At 45.9% G+C, this 20,274-nt stretch carries 16 protein-coding genes and 1 pseudogene; 9 read left to right on the top strand and 8 right to left on the bottom strand.

All coding sequences use genetic code 11. From position 1 onward, the window contains the following. The first annotated feature begins 5 nt into the window (after positions 1-5). Positions 6-1,436: a CCA tRNA nucleotidyltransferase gene (locus CI960_RS16705; RefSeq protein WP_005854484.1), complete on the top strand. Its 1,431-nt coding sequence runs from the start codon at positions 6-8 to the stop codon at positions 1,434-1,436. A gap of 170 nt (positions 1,437-1,606) precedes the next feature. Here the strand turns inward: CI960_RS16705 and CI960_RS16700 are convergent, their stop codons facing one another. Next, a complete protein-coding gene (locus tag CI960_RS16700; protein ID WP_005854485.1) occupies positions 1,607-3,820 on the bottom strand; it encodes a bifunctional (p)ppGpp synthetase/guanosine-3',5'-bis(diphosphate) 3'-pyrophosphohydrolase in 2,214 nt (737 codons plus the stop codon). Between the two features lie 176 nt (positions 3,821-3,996). On the opposite strand from CI960_RS16700, the gene CI960_RS16695 reads away from it, so the two are divergent. Then, the gene (locus CI960_RS16695; RefSeq protein ID WP_005854486.1) at positions 3,997-5,517 is read left to right on the top strand and encodes a DUF4301 family protein; all 1,521 of its coding nucleotides are present in this window, start codon (positions 3,997-3,999) and stop codon (positions 5,515-5,517) included. Positions 5,518-5,565: 48 nt separating this feature from the next. Here the strand turns inward: CI960_RS16695 and CI960_RS16690 are convergent, their stop codons facing one another. Then, a complete protein-coding gene (locus tag CI960_RS16690; protein ID WP_011966673.1) occupies positions 5,566-6,879 on the bottom strand; it encodes a Gfo/Idh/MocA family protein in 1,314 nt (437 codons plus the stop codon). A 310-nt stretch (positions 6,880-7,189) separates the two neighbouring features. Between CI960_RS16690 and CI960_RS16685 the strand changes: the two genes are divergently transcribed. The 6 genes from CI960_RS16685 to CI960_RS16660 all read left to right on the top strand — a co-directional run bounded on the left by CI960_RS16685 (position 7,190) and on the right by CI960_RS16660 (position 15,342). After that, positions 7,190-8,284: a PCMD domain-containing protein gene (locus CI960_RS16685; protein ID WP_005854489.1), complete on the top strand. Its 1,095-nt coding sequence runs from the start codon at positions 7,190-7,192 to the stop codon at positions 8,282-8,284. A gap of 13 nt (positions 8,285-8,297) precedes the next feature. Then, positions 8,298-9,080 carry a porin family protein gene (locus tag CI960_RS16680; RefSeq protein ID WP_005854491.1) on the top strand — a complete coding sequence of 261 codons (783 nt, stop codon included), beginning with the start codon at positions 8,298-8,300 and terminating at the stop codon, positions 9,078-9,080. Between the two features lie 150 nt (positions 9,081-9,230). Then, entirely contained in the window at positions 9,231-10,679 is a 1,449-nt protein-coding gene (locus tag CI960_RS16675; protein WP_005854493.1) for a Gfo/Idh/MocA family protein, read from the top strand. Positions 10,680-10,702: 23 nt separating this feature from the next. Further along, positions 10,703-11,707, top strand: a complete 1,005-nt coding sequence (locus CI960_RS16670) for a sugar phosphate isomerase/epimerase (protein WP_005854495.1) — start codon at positions 10,703-10,705, stop codon at positions 11,705-11,707. Positions 11,708-11,838: 131 nt separating this feature from the next. After that, positions 11,839-15,078 carry a hypothetical protein gene (locus tag CI960_RS16665; protein ID WP_094582491.1) on the top strand — a complete coding sequence of 1,080 codons (3,240 nt, stop codon included), beginning with the start codon at positions 11,839-11,841 and terminating at the stop codon, positions 15,076-15,078. A 3-nt stretch (positions 15,079-15,081) separates the two neighbouring features. Then, positions 15,082-15,342, top strand: coding sequence for a GNAT family N-acetyltransferase (locus CI960_RS16660; protein ID WP_005854499.1), 261 nt, complete (start codon positions 15,082-15,084; stop codon positions 15,340-15,342). On the opposite strand, the gene CI960_RS16655 is transcribed toward CI960_RS16660, so the two are convergent. After that, the gene (locus CI960_RS16655; RefSeq protein WP_005854501.1) at positions 15,339-15,989 is read right to left on the bottom strand and encodes a pentapeptide repeat-containing protein; all 651 of its coding nucleotides are present in this window, start codon (positions 15,987-15,989) and stop codon (positions 15,339-15,341) included. The genes CI960_RS16660 and CI960_RS16655 overlap by 4 nt on opposite strands. Positions 15,990-16,136: 147 nt before the next feature. On the opposite strand from CI960_RS16655, the gene CI960_RS16650 reads away from it, so the two are divergent. Next, positions 16,137-16,994, top strand: a complete 858-nt coding sequence (locus CI960_RS16650) for a GyrI-like domain-containing protein (RefSeq protein ID WP_005854503.1) — start codon at positions 16,137-16,139, stop codon at positions 16,992-16,994. Between the two features lie 116 nt (positions 16,995-17,110). On the opposite strand, the gene CI960_RS23715 is transcribed toward CI960_RS16650, so the two are convergent. The 5 genes and pseudogenes from CI960_RS23715 to CI960_RS16630 form a co-directional block, all read right to left on the bottom strand. After that, positions 17,111-17,527 (bottom strand): pyridoxamine 5'-phosphate oxidase family protein, encoded by a 417-nt coding sequence (locus CI960_RS23715; RefSeq protein WP_227154481.1) that lies wholly within the window; start codon positions 17,525-17,527, stop codon positions 17,111-17,113. A gap of 63 nt (positions 17,528-17,590) precedes the next feature. Further along, positions 17,591-17,911, bottom strand: a pseudogene (locus CI960_RS23710) (GyrI-like domain-containing protein); the annotation flags it as partial. 179 nt (positions 17,912-18,090) lie between these two features. Further along, complete coding sequence (locus CI960_RS16640) at positions 18,091-18,900, bottom strand: helix-turn-helix domain-containing protein (protein WP_005854507.1); 810 nt, start codon at positions 18,898-18,900, stop codon at positions 18,091-18,093. Positions 18,901-19,016: 116 nt separating this feature from the next. Beyond that, positions 19,017-20,003: a peptide-methionine (R)-S-oxide reductase MsrB gene (msrB, locus tag CI960_RS16635; protein ID WP_369825042.1), complete on the bottom strand. Its 987-nt coding sequence runs from the start codon at positions 20,001-20,003 to the stop codon at positions 19,017-19,019. Between the two features lie 110 nt (positions 20,004-20,113). After that, positions 20,114-20,239: a DUF417 family protein gene (locus CI960_RS16630; protein WP_197730312.1), complete on the bottom strand. Its 126-nt coding sequence runs from the start codon at positions 20,237-20,239 to the stop codon at positions 20,114-20,116. Positions 20,240-20,274 lie beyond the last annotated feature (35 nt).

The following is a 20,274-nucleotide window of genomic DNA, read 5'->3' as shown; positions in this document are numbered from 1 at the left end:
TAAATATGTATATAAACGAGGAAGAGATAGTAAATCATATATCCGCGAAGCCTTTCCATTTGATATCGGAGGCGGCGGAAGAGCTAGGTGTTGAGGTATATGTAATAGGCGGATATGTGCGGGATATTTTCTTGAACCGCCCATCCAAGGATATAGACGTGGTAGCGGTTGGCAGCGGTATCGAGTTGGCCAAACGAGTGGCCAAGAAGATCGGGCGTGGCGCTTATCTTTCCGTCTTCAAGAATTTCGGGACGGCGCAGGTGAAAGCCGGCGATCTGGAGCTGGAATTCGTGGGGGCAAGGAAAGAATCCTACAGCCATGACAGCCGTAAGCCAGTCGTAGAAGACGGCACCTTGGAGGATGACCAGAACCGCCGCGATTTCACGATCAACGCCTTAGCCCTTTGCCTGAATAAGGAGCGTTACGGAGAATTGGTCGATCCTTTCGGAGGGTTGGAGGATATGGACGAGCTTACGATCCGTACGCCTTTAGACCCGGATGTTACTTTCAGCGATGATCCGCTCCGGATGATGCGTGCGGTTCGTTTCGCCACTCAATTAGGTTTCTTTATCGATCCCGATACCTTCGACGCCATCATCCGTAACCGGGAACGTATCTCCATTATCTCCAAGGAACGTATCGTGGACGAGTTGAACAAGATCGTCCTCTCGCCAAAGCCCTCTATCGGTTTCGACTTGCTGGATAAATGCGGACTGTTGCCATTGATTTTCCCCGAGCTTTGCGCCTTGAAGGGCGTGGAGACCAAGGAGGGGATCGGGCATAAGGATAATTTCGCCCATACCTTGATGGTGCTGGATCGTTTGAGCAAGACTTCCGATAACCTGTGGCTGCGTTGGAGCGCCCTCTTCCACGATATCGCCAAGCCTGCCACGAAGCGTTTCGACCCTCGCTTGGGATGGACGTTCCATAATCATAATTTTATCGGCGAGCGGATGATCCCCGGTATTTTCAGGAAGATGAAACTCCCGATGAACGAGAAGATGAAGTACGTGCAGAAGATGGTAAGCTTGCACATGCGTCCGATCGCCTTGTCGGACGATGAGGTGACGGATTCGGCGATCCGCCGTCTGCTGTTTGACGCGGGAGATGATATCGACGATTTGATGAAACTGTGCGAGGCCGATATCACGAGCAAGAACCCGGAGAAAGTTCGCCGTTTCTTGAACAACTTCCGTAAGGTGCGCGAGAAGCTGGCCGATATAGAGGAAAAAGACCGTGTCCGTAACTTCCAGCCCCCGGTATCCGGCGAGGAGATCATGGAGACGTTTGGCTTGGCTCCCTCCAAGCCTGTCGGCGTGCTGAAAGAGGCGATCAAGAACGCCATCCTCGACGGCGTGATCCCGAACGAGTATGAGGCGGCCCGTCAATTCCTTATACAACGTGCGGAGAAGATGGGGCTGAAGCCGATTCTGTGATCTTATAGTCACAAGGCTCAGTCTTACAGTTGGCACAGTCCCCTGTACGAAGTACTGCGGTACTTCCTAGAGGGTACTGTAGTACTTCGTACAGAGTACTACGGTACTTCCTAGAGGGTACTGTAGTACTTCGTACAGAGTACTACGGTACTTCGTGCACAGTACACTGTCTAAGAATTTAATCGCTCTACCGCTTTCACTCCGTTTACCGCCTTGATCTTTTTCGTCAGCAAGTTTAACGCGGTCGTATCTCTTACCAATACGGTAAAGTTACCTTGGAATAATCCGTCTACCGAGTTGATGTTTAAGGAGCGAAGCGTGACGTTCGATTCCTTTCCGATCACGGAGGTGATGTTGGTGACGATCGCTATATCGTCCCGTCCGATCACCCGCAACGTAACCGTATAGCCATTGTCTCCCTTGCCGCTCCATTTCGCGCGGATGATCCGGTAACCGAAGCGGCTGAACATCTCTTGGGCGTTCGGGCAATCCATGCGGTGTATCTTGATACCTTGCGTGGAGACGAAACCGAAAACCTCGTCGCCATAAATCGGGTTGCAGCATTTGGCGAGTTTATATTCGATACCCGTCAGGTTCTTGTCGATCACCAAGACATCCTTGTTCGTCGATATCTCCTCCACCGGAGTCGTGGTCACGAATTCCTCCGCGCTACGCACCTCGGTGCGCTCATTCGTCTCCGTCTCCTTGCGGAAAGCCTCCAGATATTCGTCGATTACTTGGTTGGGATCGAGGCGTTCCTCGGCGATCTCGATGTAAAAGTCCGTGACGGTCTTGAATCCTTTCTTCTTGATATAGCGCATCATGGTTGGCTCGTCCATGTCGATCTTCCGGTTCTTGAAGCGGCGCTGCAACATCTCCTTGGCGAATTCCACGGCCTTCACGGTCTCCTCCTTCAAGGCCTGCTTGATCTTTACACGGGCCTTGGAGGTGACGACGAAGTTCAGCCAATCCCGCTTCGGGCTTTGCGCCGGCGACGTGATCACGGATACGCTATCGCCGTTGTTCAAGGTGTATTTGATCGGAACGTTCTTACCGTTCACTTTCGCCGACACGCATTTGCTTCCCAGCTTCGTGTGGATGGCAAAGGCGAAATCGAGGACTGTCGCTCCTTTGGCCAGCTTGATAAGCTCGCCGGTAGGCGTGAAGACGTAGATCTCATCCTTATATAGATCCATCTTGAAATCCTGCATCAAGTCGAGCGGATTATTCTCCTTGGCCTCCAAGGCGGCACGTACGGTATTCAAAAACTCGTCTAGCCCGCTCTCCGCTTTCACGCCCTTGTATTTCCAATGCGCCGCTAGGCCTCGCTCGGCGATCTCATCCATCCGCTTCGTACGGATCTGCACCTCTACCCATTTATTTTGCGGGCCCATCACCGTGATGTGCAAGCTCTCGTAACCGTTGGTCTTCGGAATAGAGATCCAGTCCTTCATACGCTTCGGGTTGGGCTGGTACATATCGGTGACGATGGAGTAGACTTGCCAGCATTCCGAGCGTTCCTTCTCCAGCGGCGTATCCAATACGATCCGGATAGCGAAAAGATCGTAGATACCCTCGAATTCCACCTGCTGCTTTTTCAGCTTGTTATTAATGGAATGTATGGATTTGGTACGCCCCTTGATATCGAACTTGAATCCTGCCGCTGCCAGCTTCCGCTTGATCGGGGCGATGAACTCGGCGATATAAGCGTCACGGGAACGTTTCGTCTCATTTAGTTTCCGTTTGATGAAGTCATACTGTTTCCTGTCCGTGTATTTCAGGGAAAGGTCTTCCAGCTCGCTCTTGATCGTATATAAGCCCAACCGGTGGGCGAGGGGAGCGTACAAATAAGAGGCCTCGGTAGCCAGCCGGATACGGTCATCCTCTTGCATCTGTTTTCCCATACGCATGAGGCAGAGGCGGTCGGCGATCATAAGCAAGATCACACGTACGTCCTCGGCAAACGAGAAAAGCAAATGATGGAAATTCTCCGAGTTGACGGCGGTGTTCCGGGCATACAGGTCGGAGGTCTTCAAGAGGCGACGGATGATCAAGGTCACGTCCGCCCCGAATTTCTGCTCCACTTCCTCTATCGTGATCGCCTTCTTCAATACCGGGCGGTATAATAGGAGGGCGATGACCGAGGTACGTTTCAAGCCAATCTCCAAGGTGGCGATCAAGGCCGTGTCAATATTTCGCAATAAACCGTTGATACCATTCTTATCCCTGCCGTAGCAATCGAGGGCGACAACCCGCTTCATCAGCTCCTTCATCTTTCGGATATCTTCCCTCTCGAGGAAAGAGTAAAGGTTTCGTAACAGGAGCCTGTATTTGGAGAAGAACAGCTTCTTTTCCTCAGACGTAAAGAATCCAATTGTATCCATAGTTATATCATTTTTATTGCCCGGTTGAGGACAAACCGCAAAACATGCTGTAAAAATACTTTTTTCTATGGAATTTCAACATGTATCTTGCGGTTATTTTATACATTTGCGATACACATAGCGCATAAGTACCCTGTGGTGTTACTGATGAGATTATTCACATTAAATACTATACTATGTTAAACGCAAACGATTTAGAACAGCTGAAAGCCAAAGGAATCAGCGAAAAACAGATTGAAGAGCAACTCGCTTGCTTCGTAAAAGGTTTCCCTTTCCTTGAGATAGCGGCCTCCGCTTCGGTAGAAAAAGGTATTATGGTAATATCTAAAGAGGAACAGGCTTCTTATATGGATGCTTGGGACGCTTATCTGGCTAAAAACAAGAAAATCGTAAAATTCGTACCTGCCTCCGGCGCTGCTAGCCGTATGTTTAAGAATCTGTACGAGTTCCTTTCTGCGGATTATAAGGAACCGATGAACGCTTTCGAGAAGAAATTCTTTAGCGAGATCGAGAAATTCGCTTTCTATAAGGCTTTGGACAAGAAGTGCGTGGAGAATACAGGGAAAGATATTCCTGCGTTGGTAGCCTTGGGCGAGTACAAGGAGGTGGTATCCAATTTATTGGAGCCGAAAGGCTTGAATTACGGGCAGCTGCCGAAAGGCTTGTTGCTTTTCCATAAATATGCCGATACGGTTCGTACGGCGATGGAAGAACATTTGGCCGAAGGTGCCATGTACGCCAAGAATAACGCCGGAGAGGTGAATATCCATTTCACGGTATCTCCGGAGCATCAGGCTTTATTCGAGCAATTGGTTGCCGATAAATCTGGCGAGTATGAGGAGAAGTTCTCTGTGAAATACGATGTCTCTTTCAGTATCCAGAAACCGAGTACTGATACGGTAGCGGCCGCTATGGATAACACGCCGTTCCGCGATAAGAATGATAAGTTATTGTTCCGTCCGGGTGGGCATGGAGCCTTGATCGAGAATTTGAACGATGTGGATGCCGACGTGGTATTTATCAAGAATATAGATAACGTGGTTCCGGACAGCTTCAAATGCTCTACGGTTATCTATAAGAAGGTGATCGCCGGTGTCTTGGTAACATTGCAGGAGAAAGCCTTCAGATATCTGGAACAGATCGAGACCGGCAAATATACCCATGCCGAGGTAGAGGAGATGATTCATTTCTTGCAAGACGACCTATGTATCAAGAACCCGGATACGAAATTACTGGAAGACGCCGAGTTAATCCTGTATATCAAGAGCAAACTGCTTCGCCCGTTGCGTGTATGCGGTATGGTGAAGAATGTGGGCGAGCCGGGTGGCGGTCCGTTCCTGGCGGTGAATCCGGACGGTACGGTTTCCTTGCAGGTGCTTGAAAGCTCCCAGATCGATATGAGCGATCCGGCTAAGAAGGCGATGTTTGAGAAGGGTACTCACTTTAATCCCGTGGATTTGGTTTGCGCCGTTAAGAATCACAAGGGAGAGAAATACAACTTGCCGGATTACGTGGATAAGAATACGGGCTTCATCTCTTATAAGAGCAAGGATGGCCGCGAATTGAAAGCGCTGGAATTGCCGGGCTTGTGGAACGGTGCCATGAGCGACTGGAACACGGTATTCGTAGAAGTTCCTATCGAGACATTCAACCCCGTGAAGACGGTGAACGACCTGTTACGCCCCGAACATCAATAAATACCCAGTTGTAGAGACGGGGCGTGCCCCGTCCCTACAACTAGATCCTTATATTTTCGGTAATTCCCACGGTGCCCTGTATTCCTTGCACAATAGTTTATCCGCCTCCGTATCATGGAAACTCTTTCCATCCCACGATAATTTCTTACCCGTGCGATAGGCTATATTCCCTAATTGGGAGAACTTGGCGATATGCGCCCCGATCTCTACGCTGGCATTGCAATTCCGGTTCCGGCTCTTGATACATTCCAAATGATTCTTCGCATGCAAATTCAAGCCACCCTCTCCGTATGACTTCTTCAAGGGAACAGCCTCCATGCGGGCCTGTCCGTTTACCTTTTCCGGAATAACCTCCCAGCCGCCACGATCGATCACCAAGGTACCGTTCTCGCCAACGAATCCTAGGCCATGATTCCGTCCGTAGGCCCCGTCGTCAATGCCGATCGCATGATCCCACATAACGGTGAAGTCCTTGAATGTATAAATGGTTTGCAATAAGTCCGGGGTCTCGCAAGCGTCATCCGGATAACCAAATTTACCTCCGGAAGCCATGATAGACTCCGGTGCGGTGACGTTCATGCCATACAATGCGTAATCCAGTAAATGTACGCCCCAGTCCGTCATCAAACCTCCCGCATAATCCCAGAACCAACGGAATGTGAAATGAAAACGGTTCCGATTGAACGGACGTTTCGGGGCCGGCCCCAGCCACATATCATAGTCCACTCCGGCGGGCACCGCCTCGTCCGGCTTGACGGGGATAGAGGGGCACCAACCTTGATAAGAGAATACACGTACGGTGCGTATCTTACCCAGCTGTCCGCTATGTACGAATTGCATGGCGTCCTGCCAATGCGGATCGCTACGTTGCCATTGGCCTACCTGCACGACCCGGTTGTATTTCTGCGCCGCCCGTACCATGATGTTACATTCCTCGATACTATTTCCCAGCGGTTTCTCACAATACACATCCTTCCCGGCTTGGCAAGCGGATACCATTTGCAGGCAGTGCCAATGATCGGGAGTACCTACGATTACGAGATCGATATCCTTATTGTCTATCAATTTACGCCAGTCTTTATATAAATGCTTTACTTTCTTCCCGGTGATCTTCTCGGTCTCTGCCGCCCGATTATTCAATACGTTCTCGTCAATATCCGACAAGGCGATACACTCTACTTCCGGATTACGAAGGAACGCTTTCAGGTCTTCGAATCCCATGCCGTTACATCCGATAAGCCCGACGCCTATCTTATCGTTTGCGCCCACACCAGCGCTCCCGGCTTTAATGAAAAAAGGACTGATGGTAAGTCCGGCACCGAGCAAAGCGGTCTGCCGGAGAAAATCTCTTCGAGTTGTCATGGTATTACTATTGATTTAAAGTATTTGCAATATTAAGCGAAATCCTTTACAATCGCAAATGATAATAGCTTTTTAACTACTTACTTAGTCGATGAAGTATATATCCTATGGCACTTGAAGTATATATCCTGTGGTACTTGAAGTATATCTGTCCGGTAAGGTTGGTATTGTAAGGATATGTACCATTGCGTCTTTGTAAAAAAAGTTATTAAAAGATATAGGGATGCGATATTGGAGAATATAGTTTAACTTTGTGCATTATGTTCACCCTAAAAGGGCGATGTGTTGTATATAATATAATGTATAGAGTATGACTTTGCGAAATTTGCTTTTCTGTTTTTTTATGGTGATGATCTCTGTTTCATGTATCCGGGAGGAGGCGCCCAATGCGGAAGCGGATATCTTGTCGTGTACGGTGGATGGCGATATATTGAAAGCCGAGCCGGAGATCGACAACGAATCCGTGACACTGACCGTGAAAAGTGACGCCGATATTACAAACCTAGCCCCGGTATTCACCTTGACTCCCGGCGCTACTATCACTCCGGCTAGTGGTTCCGCTTTTGATTTTACGACGCCGAGAACCTATACGGTAACTTCCGAGGATGGTCACTGGACAAAGACTTATACGGTGCGTTGTATCGTCTCCGGCGTAAGCACGGAATATCATTTCGAGCATATAACGATGGAGCCGAAGAATGGACGTTACCAGATATTCTATGACTTTACATCGAATGGAGATTCCGTGACTTGGGCGAGCGGGAATGCCGGATTTGCCTTGACCAATAATAAATTGGAGCCTTTAGACTTCCCAACCATGCAAGACGATAACGGATATGTCGGTAAATGCGCTAAGTTGGTGACCCGCAGCACGGGTAGTTTCGGTAGCGGATTCGGTATGCCTATCGCCGCCGGAAACCTTTTCATCGGTACGTTTGATTTGCTGAACGCTATTCCGGACGCAAGGAAAGGCACGAGATTGGGACGTCCTTTCGATCATGTGCCGACTTACTTGAGTGGTTATTATAAATATAAAGCGGGAGAGTCGTATAAAGTGAATGGCGAGGAGGTAAAAGGTAAGAAAGACCAATGTGATATCTACGCCATCTTCTATGAGACGGATGAGAATGTGAAATATTTGGATGGTTTCAACGGGTTGACAAGCCCGAACCTGATATCCGTTGCCCGGATCAGCGATCAGAAAGAGACGGATGAGTGGACGCGTTTCTATATCCCGTTCGTGGCTAAGCCCGGTAAGGTGATCGATAAGGATAAGCTGGCGAAAGGTGGTTATCAGTTATCCATAGTCTTCTCTTCGAGTTTGAAAGGTGATGTCTTCGAGGGAGCGGAAGGTAGCACGCTTTGGATCGATGAGGTTGAGATAATCCAGTCCGGTGAGAACTAAAAAAACAGAGGATATGAAAAGATATATAGTATTAATAGGTATACTGTGCTTGTCGGGTGTCGTTACGTTGAAGGCGCAGCAGGAAAGAAACCAAGGAATAGTCTGGTCTTCCCTAAGGGGATTGGAATATACGGTAAAGGCCGGTATCAATATCGGCGGAACCGCTCCGGTGCCATTGCCTCGTGAGATTCGTGCGATAGATAGTTATAGCCCTACGCTTTGTGTCTCCATAGAGGGCGATATCAAGAAATGGTTCGGCGAGAGCAAGGAATGGGGTATGATGATCGGTCTCCGTCTGGAGAATAAAGGTATGGAGACAAAAGCGACGGTTAAGAATTACAGCATGGAGATCATTGGCTCCGGTGGCGAGAAGCTGAAAGGAAACTGGACCGGCGGCGTGCAGACGAAAGTGGAGAACTCTTATTTCTCGATACCGGTCGTGGCTCTTTACCAATTGAATAACCGGGTGAGTTTCTCGGCGGGACCATTTGTCTCGTTCGCTACAAACCGGAACTTCTCCGGCTACGTATACGACGGATATCTGCGTGAGATCAATCCTACCGGTACGAAGGTGGAGTTTTCTGGTGACAACCGTGCTTCCTATGATTTCTCGGATAACTTAAGAAAGTTTCAGTGGGGAGCGCAGATCGGTACAGAATGGAAGGCGTTTAAGCACCTTATCGTATACGCTGACTTGACATGGGGATTGAACGATATCTTCCAAAAGGATTTCGATACGATTACCTTCGGGATGTATCCGATCTATCTGAACGTAGGTTTCGGATATGCGTTTTAGGAATTGATATGAATCAAAATAAGGCTATCCCGGACAAGGATAGCCTTTTTTATTAAAAGATTATTATGGAAATAAATTATTTTTTATAACTTTGGGGCAATCATTCTCAGACCAAGTTACATTTTATCTTATATTATTAACAAAATTACCATGAAAGAAAACACTAAGAAGGGCGTAAGCCGTAGAGAGTTTTTGGGTCTTTCCGCACTAGGATTGGCTAGTTTAACAATTCTTCCCAGTTGGGCCATTGATGGAGTCCGTATCGCCCCGAGCGATCGAGTCGTTTTAGGTTTTATCGGCCTAGGTCAGCAAGCATTATCAGACTTTAAAGGATTTGCCGCATGTCCGGGTGTACAGGTTGCCGCATGTTGTGACGTGGACACGATGAAAACAGAGCGTTTCAGAAGACGTGTCGCTGAATGGCAAGCCTCAAAGGGAATGAACCAACGTTGTGATCAATATGAGTTTTACGAGGATTTGCTGGAGCGTAAGGATATCGACGCTATCGAGGTCGCTACCCCGGACCACTGGCATGCCTTGGCTACCATTCATTCTTGTCAATCTGGAAAAGACGTATATTGTCAGAAACCGTTGGCTTATACGATCGCTGAAGGTTTGGCTATGGTAAAAGCCGTACGTAATAATAAACGTGTGCTTCAAGTAGGTAGCCAGCAACGTTCCAGCAGAGAGTTCCAAGCTGCGATCGATATGGTTCAGAATGGAGCCATCGGTCATATAGAGAAAATATATGCACGTGTAGGTGAGCCTCCTACGCCGCTGAGCTTGCCGGAAATGCCGGTTCCCGCTAATTTGAACTTCAATCAGTGGATGGGTCCGTTGAACGATCCGAAGATCCATTATCATCCCGATTTATGTCCTCCTATTTCTCTGGATCCGGAAGAGAACGAGAAACTATGGGGCGCATGGCGTTGGTATCAAGAGACTGGTAATGGTTATACCGCTGACTGGGGCGCTCATATGTTCGATATCGCCCAAGCCGCTATCGGTATGGATGGCTCTGGTCCGGTTGAGTTTACACCTAAGGGATACAATGGCACGCAATATTCAACCATGCGCTATGCGAATGGTATCGTAATGACTGAACAACCTTATTTGGAGGATAATCCGGATGCGCAGGGTATTAAGTTTGTCGGTGATAACGGTTGGATCGAGGTAGCTCGTGGCTACATCAACTGCTCTGATCAGTCTAAGATCCCCTCCGACCTGAAGAACTTGATCGAGAAGCGCCCGAGAATGATGACTCCGGAAGAGCGTAAGAAGATGTATGAGGAATATATGAAGAAGCTGAAAGACAGTAAAAAGAAGGGTAACGATGCTGGCAATTATGAGACTAGCGCTCCGCATATGCAGAACTTCATCGACTGCGTTCGTTCACGTGAGAACCCGATCGCTCCGGTTGAGGTAGGTTGCAGTACGAATACGCTTTGCTGTTTACAGAATATTGCCCGTGAGCTAGGCCGTCCGGTTAAATGGAACCCGGCTACATTAAGCTTCGGTAATGATAAGGAGGCGGCTTCCCACCGTTTGTACTGGTATCAATATCGCAACCCGTATTCATTGCCTTATTTCTGTAAATAAGCCTATTTAAATAGAATGATGTTATGAGTAACAGACGGGATTTCTTAAAAAATATCTCTCTCTTTACCGCTGGTGGATTGCTGGCTGGTAAAGCCGGTTCCGTAAATGCGGCGAACGCTGCGTTGGGAGTTGTGGATGAGGTCCATGCCGGCAAAGAGATTGGCTTGCAGATCTATTCTTTATCCCAAGAATTATATAAAGGCGACGTGGCCGCTAATCTTCGGAAGGTGAAGGATATGGGATACTCCAAGCTGGAGTTGGCGGGTTATGGTAAAGGCGCTATCGGAGGTGTTCCTATGATGGACTTCAAGAAAATGGCGGAAGACGCTGGCTTGAAGATCATTAGCTCGCACGTGAATCCGGTAGACACATCTATCTCTGACCCTTTTAAGGCTATGATTTTCAAATACTCGAAGGAGGTTACCCCAAAGATCATGGAGTATTGGAAAGCTACGGCTGCCGATCATGCGAAACTAGGCTGTAAATATTTGATCCAGCCGATGATGCCGACGATTACTACACACGATGAGGCTAAACTTGTTTGTGATATCTTCAATCAGGCCTCGGATGTTATCAAGGCAGAGGGCATCGCCACTGGTTTTGGCTATCATAATCATAATATGGAGTTCAATCGTGTCGCAACGAAAGAGCAACAGGAGAAAGTGAAGGGAAATCCTTTCGCTGCCTTCATGAAAGTCGGAGACCAGATTTATGACTTGATGCTGAAAGATACGGACCCGAGCAAGGTTTACTTCGAGATGGATGTTTATTGGACTGTCATGGGACAAAACGATCCTGTCGAGTATATGCAGAAACATCCGGATCGTATCAAGGTATTACATATCAAGGATCGTGCCGTATTCGGCCAAAGTGGTATGATGAACTTTGAGATGATATTCAAGCAAATGTACGCGAACGGAATCAAAGACTATTTTGTAGAGTTGGAGCAAATGCCGGACGGACGTACTCAATTTGCGGGTGTGAAGGATTGTGCCGACTATTTGATCAAGGCTCCTTTTGTAAAATGAAGTAACAATCGATAGATCGTAAGCCTCGGGGTTAATAAACTCCGGGGCTTTTTTATTAGATGAAAGGCAACATAAACGGGTCTATTTTGTTTTTATAAAAAGAAGTTTATATCGCAAAAATCAAGGAAAGGATGAGTTCTAGGATATGGAAGATATTGAAACATACGGTGATCGCTGTTTTATCGCTGGCTGTATTGTTCCTAGTTTTGAATCTTTTCCTGACAGGTCGTTTGGAGCGGTACCTGAAAAGAGAACTGATAGAGCGTACGGCGAATGCTACGGATGGTTTTTATCGCCTTTCTTTCGATAAGCTTTCTATTAGCTTCTTCAAGGGAGAGCTAAGGCTAGAGGGTGTTTCATTGGAGCCGGACTCTAAGGTCTTTGAACATTGGGCCGCCTTGGATAGCTTGCCCGATACCTATGTAAGTACCCGGATTGAGGTGATAGATTTTAAGGGAATTAATTTGGTATGGCGATGGAATTACCGGCAACTCCATTTCAATACCTTTGAGATCCGCTCGCCGGAGGTCCGTGTATACGGCTCTTCCGGATCAAACCCGTTAGTTTCCGGACTGGCGGCAGATACGGTAGAGCATGCCGAATCGAAGACCTTGTACGAGGTGATCTCTCCATACATAGATGCCCTGAGCGTAAAGACCTTGAACTTGGAAAATGCCAGTATCTCTTATAATGTGGAAAACCAAGTCTCGCCGATTATCTATACGTTGAATAACGTAAGTTTCCATGCGTATGGTTTTATGTTGGATTCTACCTCTTCACGGAGCGGGAAGCTGTTGTATTGCGATAACTTCGATTTTGTCACGAACCAGCCGCAAACCTTGTTGGTAAATAATGATTTTAAGTTGGAGACGGATAGTATATGCCTCAGTACCCAAGATTCCATTATCTATATCCAAAAAATCCAATTGCTTCCGCAAGAATTATTGTGGGGGGAGACCAATCGGAAACCAACGAATTATCTGGAAGGGAAGGTACAAACCGTAGAGATACAAGGGATTCACTTTAGACGGGAAGAAGCCTTGAACTATTTGTCCGCCCGTAATTTTGAGATACAATCTTCGGATATCAAGGTGTATGACTTGACTCGGGAGAAGAAGCAGGCGAATGCCGATGCGGATTCTTTGGTGCAAGCCTTATCGTTATATGATGTGATCTCCCCGGTACTACATAGTATATCCGTGGATCAAATACGAATAGAGCGAACCGCCCTTCACTATTCCTTAGCCTTGAAAGGGCAGATAGAGGACTTCTCGATCCCTGAGTTTAATTTCCATGCGGAAGGTCTTCTGATCGACTCCTTGGTAGCTCCGGGCGAGGAACTGAATTATTTTCGTTCCATTGCGTTTGAGGCGAATGATATACAAGGGATCATGAGGGCTCGTAATCACCGGTTCGATATCAAGCGCTTGGCGATGAATACGGCCTCAGGCTCGTTTCATATAGATAGCATGCGGCTGCGTCCGTTGTCTGTTCGTTCCCGCAATGATTATTTGTCGGGAAGTATCGATACGATCCGGATAGACGGGTTGGCGTACAACAAAGGTATTAGTGCGGATTTACTGATGATTCGGTCGCCTCGCTTGGTTTATTATAAAACGCCCTCCGTTGAATCTCCGGATAAAGGGAAAAGCACATCTGTAAATAGCCGTGTGGATGTGGAGAGTTTGTTAAATCCTTTCCTTCGGTATCTTTCCATCCGTAAGATCCAGATTCAGAACGCAAATGTGACATTGGAGGATCGTGAGATAAATGACACGACCCGGTACCGACTCAACAGCCTCAATTTCTTTGCCACGAATTTCTTGGTGGATGAGCAAACGAACCAGAGTGGGCAATTGTTTTTCAAGTATGATCATTTTGGTCTTAGTTTCCGGGATTTCGATAACTACTTACCGGGAAAGGATCTGCGTGTGACTATAAGAAAAGGTTCGCTATCCACCGTAAACGGCTCTTTCCGTCTACAGGATGTGACCTTGGCCGCTAAAAAGGACTCGATACGTTTTTCAACCCCATTGATTTCATTAACGGGAATCCGGATTCCCAAGAATAGCATCTATCAGATCGGGTTTGACCGATTTGATTTATCCGATGGTGATTTTTCTATGTCTTGGGGATCGGATACGACAATATTGCGGACTGAGAGCCAAAAGGATATCCAATTGGCTTTGGAGAATGTGTTTGTGGATTTGAAGAAGAAGACGTTTCAATTAGGTGATCTTCAGCTACAGACGAAGGATATCGATATACCGTTGGATAATGGCTTCTACCGGTTGAAGATCGGGGATCTGGATTTGAGAAAGTCAGGTTTGAGGTTGGATAACGTACATTTAGTCTCGCCTTATTCCAAAATGGAGTTCGCTTATAAACAGCCTAAGCATCAAGATTGGTTTGACGTGAAGGTTGGGAACGTAAGATTGAACGACGTGGATATTCCCGGATATTTCTCAACCAAGGAATTACGTGTGGGGGGACTCTGGATAAACGATGTCTTACTACAAAACTTAAAGAACCGGAAGATCCCGGTGGAGCCTCATATCGTTCCGATGATTTATGAAGGTTTACAAAAGGCTCCGGTCCGTTTCAAGATAGATACCGCTTCCGTTGCCAATTTCTCTCTGGTTTATGAGGAATTACCCGTTAAAGGCGATAAGCCCGGTAAGCTTTATTTTACCGATATGAATGGCCAATTTTCAGGTTTGACCAATATCGTTTCCTATCCGGAGCAATTCATCAGATTGCATGCGGACGGGAACCTGATGGGATCGGGGCATTTTACGGCTACATGGCAACTCCCGGTAGATTCATTATACGACCGCTTTCTATTGGATGCCCGTTTGGATAGCCTAGACCTGCTTTCCTTGAATGAGATCGTAAAACCTCTGGCGCCGGCGGAAGTAGTGAGCGGTTGGGCACGGGATGTGGTCTTTCATATGGATGCCTCAAGCCGGAAAGGCCGGATACGGTTAGACTTCCCGTATCGGAAACTGAAAGTGGCCCTATTGAAAGAGAAAGACGGAGAGACCACACAAAAAGGTTTCTTGTCGAGATTGGCGAACTTGGTCTTACGGGATAATAATCCGGCCCATCCTGAGCGGAAAGATAGTAAATTACGTAAGGTCGATATGGAAATCGTGCGAGATCCCTATCATTCCACGTTCAACTATCTATGGCAGATGCTAAGACCAGCCTTGGTGGAATCCGTGGGAGTCTCGAAAAAAGAACAGGATGCGGCCTTGAAAGTGGCAGGTTTCTTCACGAAGGTAAAGCGCTTTTTCGGTCTCGATAAAAAGAAAGATAAGCGGAAGGAGATTGATACAAATAATAAGGAAATAGAATCTTTAAAAGAATAAATAATGGAATATACAGTAAATCACTATCCGGAGAAAAATCGTTTCGAGGTAGTAGAAGACGGCTTGACAGCCTATGTGGAATATCGTTTAAGAGGAGATGCCTTGGACATTATCCATACCATTGTCCCAAAAAACTTGGAAGGGCGTGGGATTGCGGCGACTCTTGTTGAAACAGCTTATAAATACGCAAAGGAACAGGGGTTGCGCCCTTTGGCTACCTGTTCCTATGCGGTTGTGTGGTTAAAACGCCATCCGGAGTTTTAATCCTTGATCGTAATGCCTAGCATTCTGGCGATGTCCAGTGCTTGTAAGGAGGTTACGGTAGCACCTTTCAACTCCCCTCCGGGAATCGAGCCGATACGTATACCGGCGATCTCGGAAGAAGTAAGATCGATCCCTTTCAAAGAGGTCCGGTGAAACTCGGCCTCTACTAAATTACAATGCTCGAATTCTACGTTTGTGAATTGGCAATTGTCCAATCCGCCTCCTCGTAAAAAGCATTGATTAAAAGATACGTTCCGGAGTTTGCTCATGGAGAAGATTACATAATCTCCTTTGCAATCCCGGATGGTAGTATGATTAAAGATTGATTCGGAGAAATTCGTTCCGGTAAGTTTACACCCAATGAACTCTACGCGGTAAAAGCCACATCCGGATAAATTTATATTTGATAGGTCACAGTTCTTAAATACCACATCGCTAAACTGAGATTTACGATAATTGCAAGCAATGAAACCACAATTGGTGAATAAGCAGGAATTAACGGATAGGTTCTGTTTAGATACGTCCTCGACGCATAATCCATTGAAAGAACATTCTGTAAAATCATCCTCTTGTCTGGATATACAATCCATCCAGTCCACATCCTCCCGTAAGTTTTTTACCAATCTAGGCGCTGTTATTTTCAACATGTTATTGTTTCCTATTTTAATTTAGATGGTAAAGATAACGGATTTGGGCTAAATAAACGATATCTTTACTTTATAGTTCATTTTAGCAATATCGGAAAAGTGTGTTCGGGATAATTCTTCTATTTTTGCCTTGAAATCCTAAGAATCATGCGAATAAAGACAACGACAAAGACAGAGTATCAACAACGTATGAATGTATTGGTTGAATACATAAATAATCACTTAGGCGAGGATATCGATCTAAATAAGCTGGCGGAGATATCCGGATTCTCTCGTTGGCATTTTCATCGGATCTTCGCAGAGTTCTTAGGGGAACCGGTTGGTACGTTTATCGTTAGGATGCGGGTCGAGACGGCCGCTCGGCTTTTGCGTTATACAGAAATACCTGTCAAGGAGATCGCCTATAAGGTAGGATATGACGTACCCTCTTCTTTGTCTAAGGTTTTTCGCCAGTTTTATGGGATTTCTCCAAATGAATATAGAAACAATAAAGATTATGTAATTATGGAACCGAATAGAATAATGCCCGATATGGAATTGAAGGTCGAGGTAAAAGATTTACCCGGCAAACAAGTAGCCTACATTCGTCTAAACGGAGGGTATAAAGAAATCGATTATCTGGGAACTTGGATGCGCTTGCTCCAATTCGCCAAGGAGCAAAACATCCAGCCATTGAGTTTTTCACCGATCTGCTTGTATCATGATGATCCGAAAGTGACCTCACCGGATAAGCTGCGTACCGATATTTGTCTGGAAGTCGCTCCTTCGGTTTGCCCTAAAGGGGAGATTGGTACGAAAAAGGTATTGGAAGGGCGTTTTATGGTCGCTCTTTATAAAGGAACTTATCAGCAATTAGGGGCTGTGTATGATACGCTTTACGGCAAATATCTCCCCGAGATGGGTCTTTCCTTACGGGAAGTGCCTAGCGGCGAGATCTACTTGAATGATCCTCGTAATACGAAGCCGGAGGATTTATTGACCCAGATTTATGTGGCGATAGAATAATAAGAGCTAGAGAGGTTTCTGAAGTGAATAAATGAATTAATCTTGATTGCCGTCTTCTCTAATTTGCGGCAATCAAGATTTTTAATATTTTAGACGCAATTGTATGATGTGATAACTTATATACTAGCTTTTACAAATTCATTATCGATCCAATAAGTCGCTTCTTCGGAAGTGAATTTCAATATACAATAGCTCGGATCTATTACTCCTCCAGGGAAATGGGCGAACATCCAGTCAGACCAAAGGGCTTTCTTGATTTCCATATCGGAAACGATCTCGACCTTACCCGTTAACACGATACTGTCTCCTCCTTTCATAAAGCAAACTCCGGCTTTCGGGTTGAGTTGGAATTGTATTGTCTTATCAGAGAACGTGCCTGTAGAGAACCATATTTGGGAAATACCATCCGCTTTTATTTTTCCCATAGGAACCGGACGGGGATAACCCTCTTCCGTAACAGACGCGAGCATAGCGGTGTCACATTCCGTTAATATGGAAATTGCTTTTTCCTCGATTAGCTTGAGGTCTATCATCTGGACGGGTATACATAAATCGATCATACATTTATCTTGTGGATGTTGATCGAGAGGGATGCTTTGATAGATCTCGAATGATTTGCCCGCACAAGGTTTGCATTGGTGTTTGGATGTAAGCGTGTACATCAAGCTCCATGCGGCGGGTATTTCATCCGTTCCTATCTCAAAATGCCCGATCGCATAAAGTCCTCCGGATAATAATCCTTTTGAGATCTCATTTTCTCCCTCTACCTCTTGAGGCACTGTTAAACCGATATCCACACTTAACTCCTTTCCTTCGTGTTGGTAAACTGATATAAGTTTATTTGCTGGACCGTTTATAAGTCCTTTTGGCCCGGCCCATTGCATAAGCTTTCTGATAGAGCTTGGGATCATGCTCATATCTCCTTGATGATGAAGATACACGATGTGTGTAGCTTGTAGTTCTTTTAGTTCAAAAGTGTAATTCATAAGATTCTTATTTGTAAAAGTTCAATAGTGCAAACATACGGAATGACTATTCTTTCTGGTTGTAAAAAAACGACTTTTTATGTGATAGATTCTTGCGATTTTATTTTTAATCAAATATAAGTAAGCGGTTCATCCGCAGGATTTGGTAAAGTAAGGAAGTAAGAGGGAACGTCTCCCGCTAAACGCTTGAATTCTTTGATAAAGTGGGAATGGTCATAGTAGCCGCAATCTAAGGCGATGCTGCTTAAGTCTGTGTGTGGGGCGTTCCTCAGTACTTCTATGGCATATTGGAATTTTATGATCCGGCTGAATTCTTTGGGAGTATATCCGGTGGCATCCTTGAACTTACGTTGGAAATGCCGCTGGCAAATGCAAATCTTGTCGATCAAGTTTTGTACGGGTAGCTGTCCGCAGGACTGTTTTATAAATGAGGTGGCGTATATAATTTGTCTGTCTACTTGAATGGATTGGGTGAGAAGGCGTATAAGATAGCCTTCGATAATGCGGATACGGACGGAATCGTCCGGCTGTTCGCAAAGCATCTCGGCAAAGGAATTATCGAATAAAAGGTTAATATCTGAAGACTGGATGCGAAGATCGGCAAACTGTCCCAAAGGCTCATTCGTGAAAGCTGCCAGCCCACAGGGGTGAAAACGAACCCCCAGCATGTGCAGGGTATTTGTCGTGGCAGTCAGATCCGAATAAACCCGCATAGGACCAACGAAATAGGAACGATAAGGTTGCATGATCATCGAATGCTCGTCCGTAGGGACGGTCATGTTACCGATTGAGAAGATAAAGTCGGTGCATCCGTCCGCGAGGATCTTAAAACGTGTCCCGATGTCGGTAAAGCCTTTGAACACCCAGAACTTGTCGATAAAGGGCACTAAGGCTGCGCAGGGGGTAAATTCGTGATACATAGTGCTTCTTTCGCTTGTTTTATACGGCGAAGATACTATTAAAAAATCATAGTTATGAAATTTTCAAAACATAGTTATGAGTTGAACAAATCATAACTATGTTTTTTTATTTGTTTTTATAGGAGTGGGAGATAGTCGGCATATCCCTCTTCTTCCATCTTTGCTTTAGGGATAAATCTTAATGACGCACTGTTGATGCAGTATCGTAACCCACCTTTGTCGGCTGGGCCATCATTAAAAACGTGCCCTAGATGTGCATCTCCTGTTTTGCTGCGTATCTCAATCCGTTTCATCCCGTGGGAAAGATCCGTTTTTTCCATCACCAAGCTCTTGTCTATCGGCTTGGAGAAACTAGGCCATCCGCAACCCGAATCAAACTTATCGGTAGAGATGAACAAAGGTTCCCCGGTCGTGATATCTACGTAGATGCCTTCACGCTTTTCATTCCAATATTCATTCTTGAAAGCTCTTTCCGTAGCGTTTTGCTGTGTTACCGCATATTGTTCGGCGGTGAGTTTAGAGCGCAATGTCTGATCATCCGGTTTCTGGAATTTCTTTTGCGATACAGGCTTGTTCGAGGCTTTCCCCTTATTAGCCTTTCGGGCGAAATCGAATAGATCCGGGCTTATGTGGCAATAACCGTCCGGGTGTTTATCTAAATAATCCTGATGATAGTCTTCTGCCGGATAGAAATTACTTAATGGCTGAATCTCTACGACGATGGGCTTGGAATAATTCTTGGCCAATGCCTCCACGGTCTCTTTGATGATCGGCAGATCGTCCGTATTCGTATAATAGATGCCGGTACGATACTGTGATCCGATATCGTTGCCTTGCCGGTTGATACTTGTCGGATCTATCGTCTTGAAGAATAGTTCGATCAATAACTTCAAATCGGCTTGTCGCGGATCGTAGCTAACTTCCACTGTCTCGGCGAATCCGGTATTATCGTTACACACTTGTTCGTAAGTCGGGTTTTTGATACTCATCTTCCCGTTCGCGTAACCTACTCGGGTATTCGTAACGCCATCGATTTGCTTCATGAAATGTTCTGTTCCCCAGAAACATCCACCGGCAAAATAAATTTCACTTTGGGTATTCATTCTTGTTGTTTTTGAAAGTTGATCACTCATTGTCGTTCTCGCGATTGCTAGTCCGTTTGATACTAGCAAAGCTATAAATAAAATTAGATGTTTCATATACTTTTTCTTTATTATCGTGAAGGGATGAGATCCATTATATTATATAACCAGAATAGCAGGAAATGGTTCTCCACCAAAGGCTTGATCCCGGCGGCCTCGGTCGGGGTGAATTTAAAGAAACTGATAATTGATTTCATATTCTTGTTCATCTTAATGTTTAATCTATAATCCG

It is taken from the genome of Parabacteroides sp. CT06, from assembly GCF_002257605.1.
Taxonomy (GTDB): Bacteria; Bacteroidota; Bacteroidia; order Bacteroidales; family Tannerellaceae; genus Parabacteroides; species Parabacteroides distasonis.
Note: the sequence above shows the minus strand (reverse complement) of the source record. Positions and strands in the feature narration are given on the sequence as shown.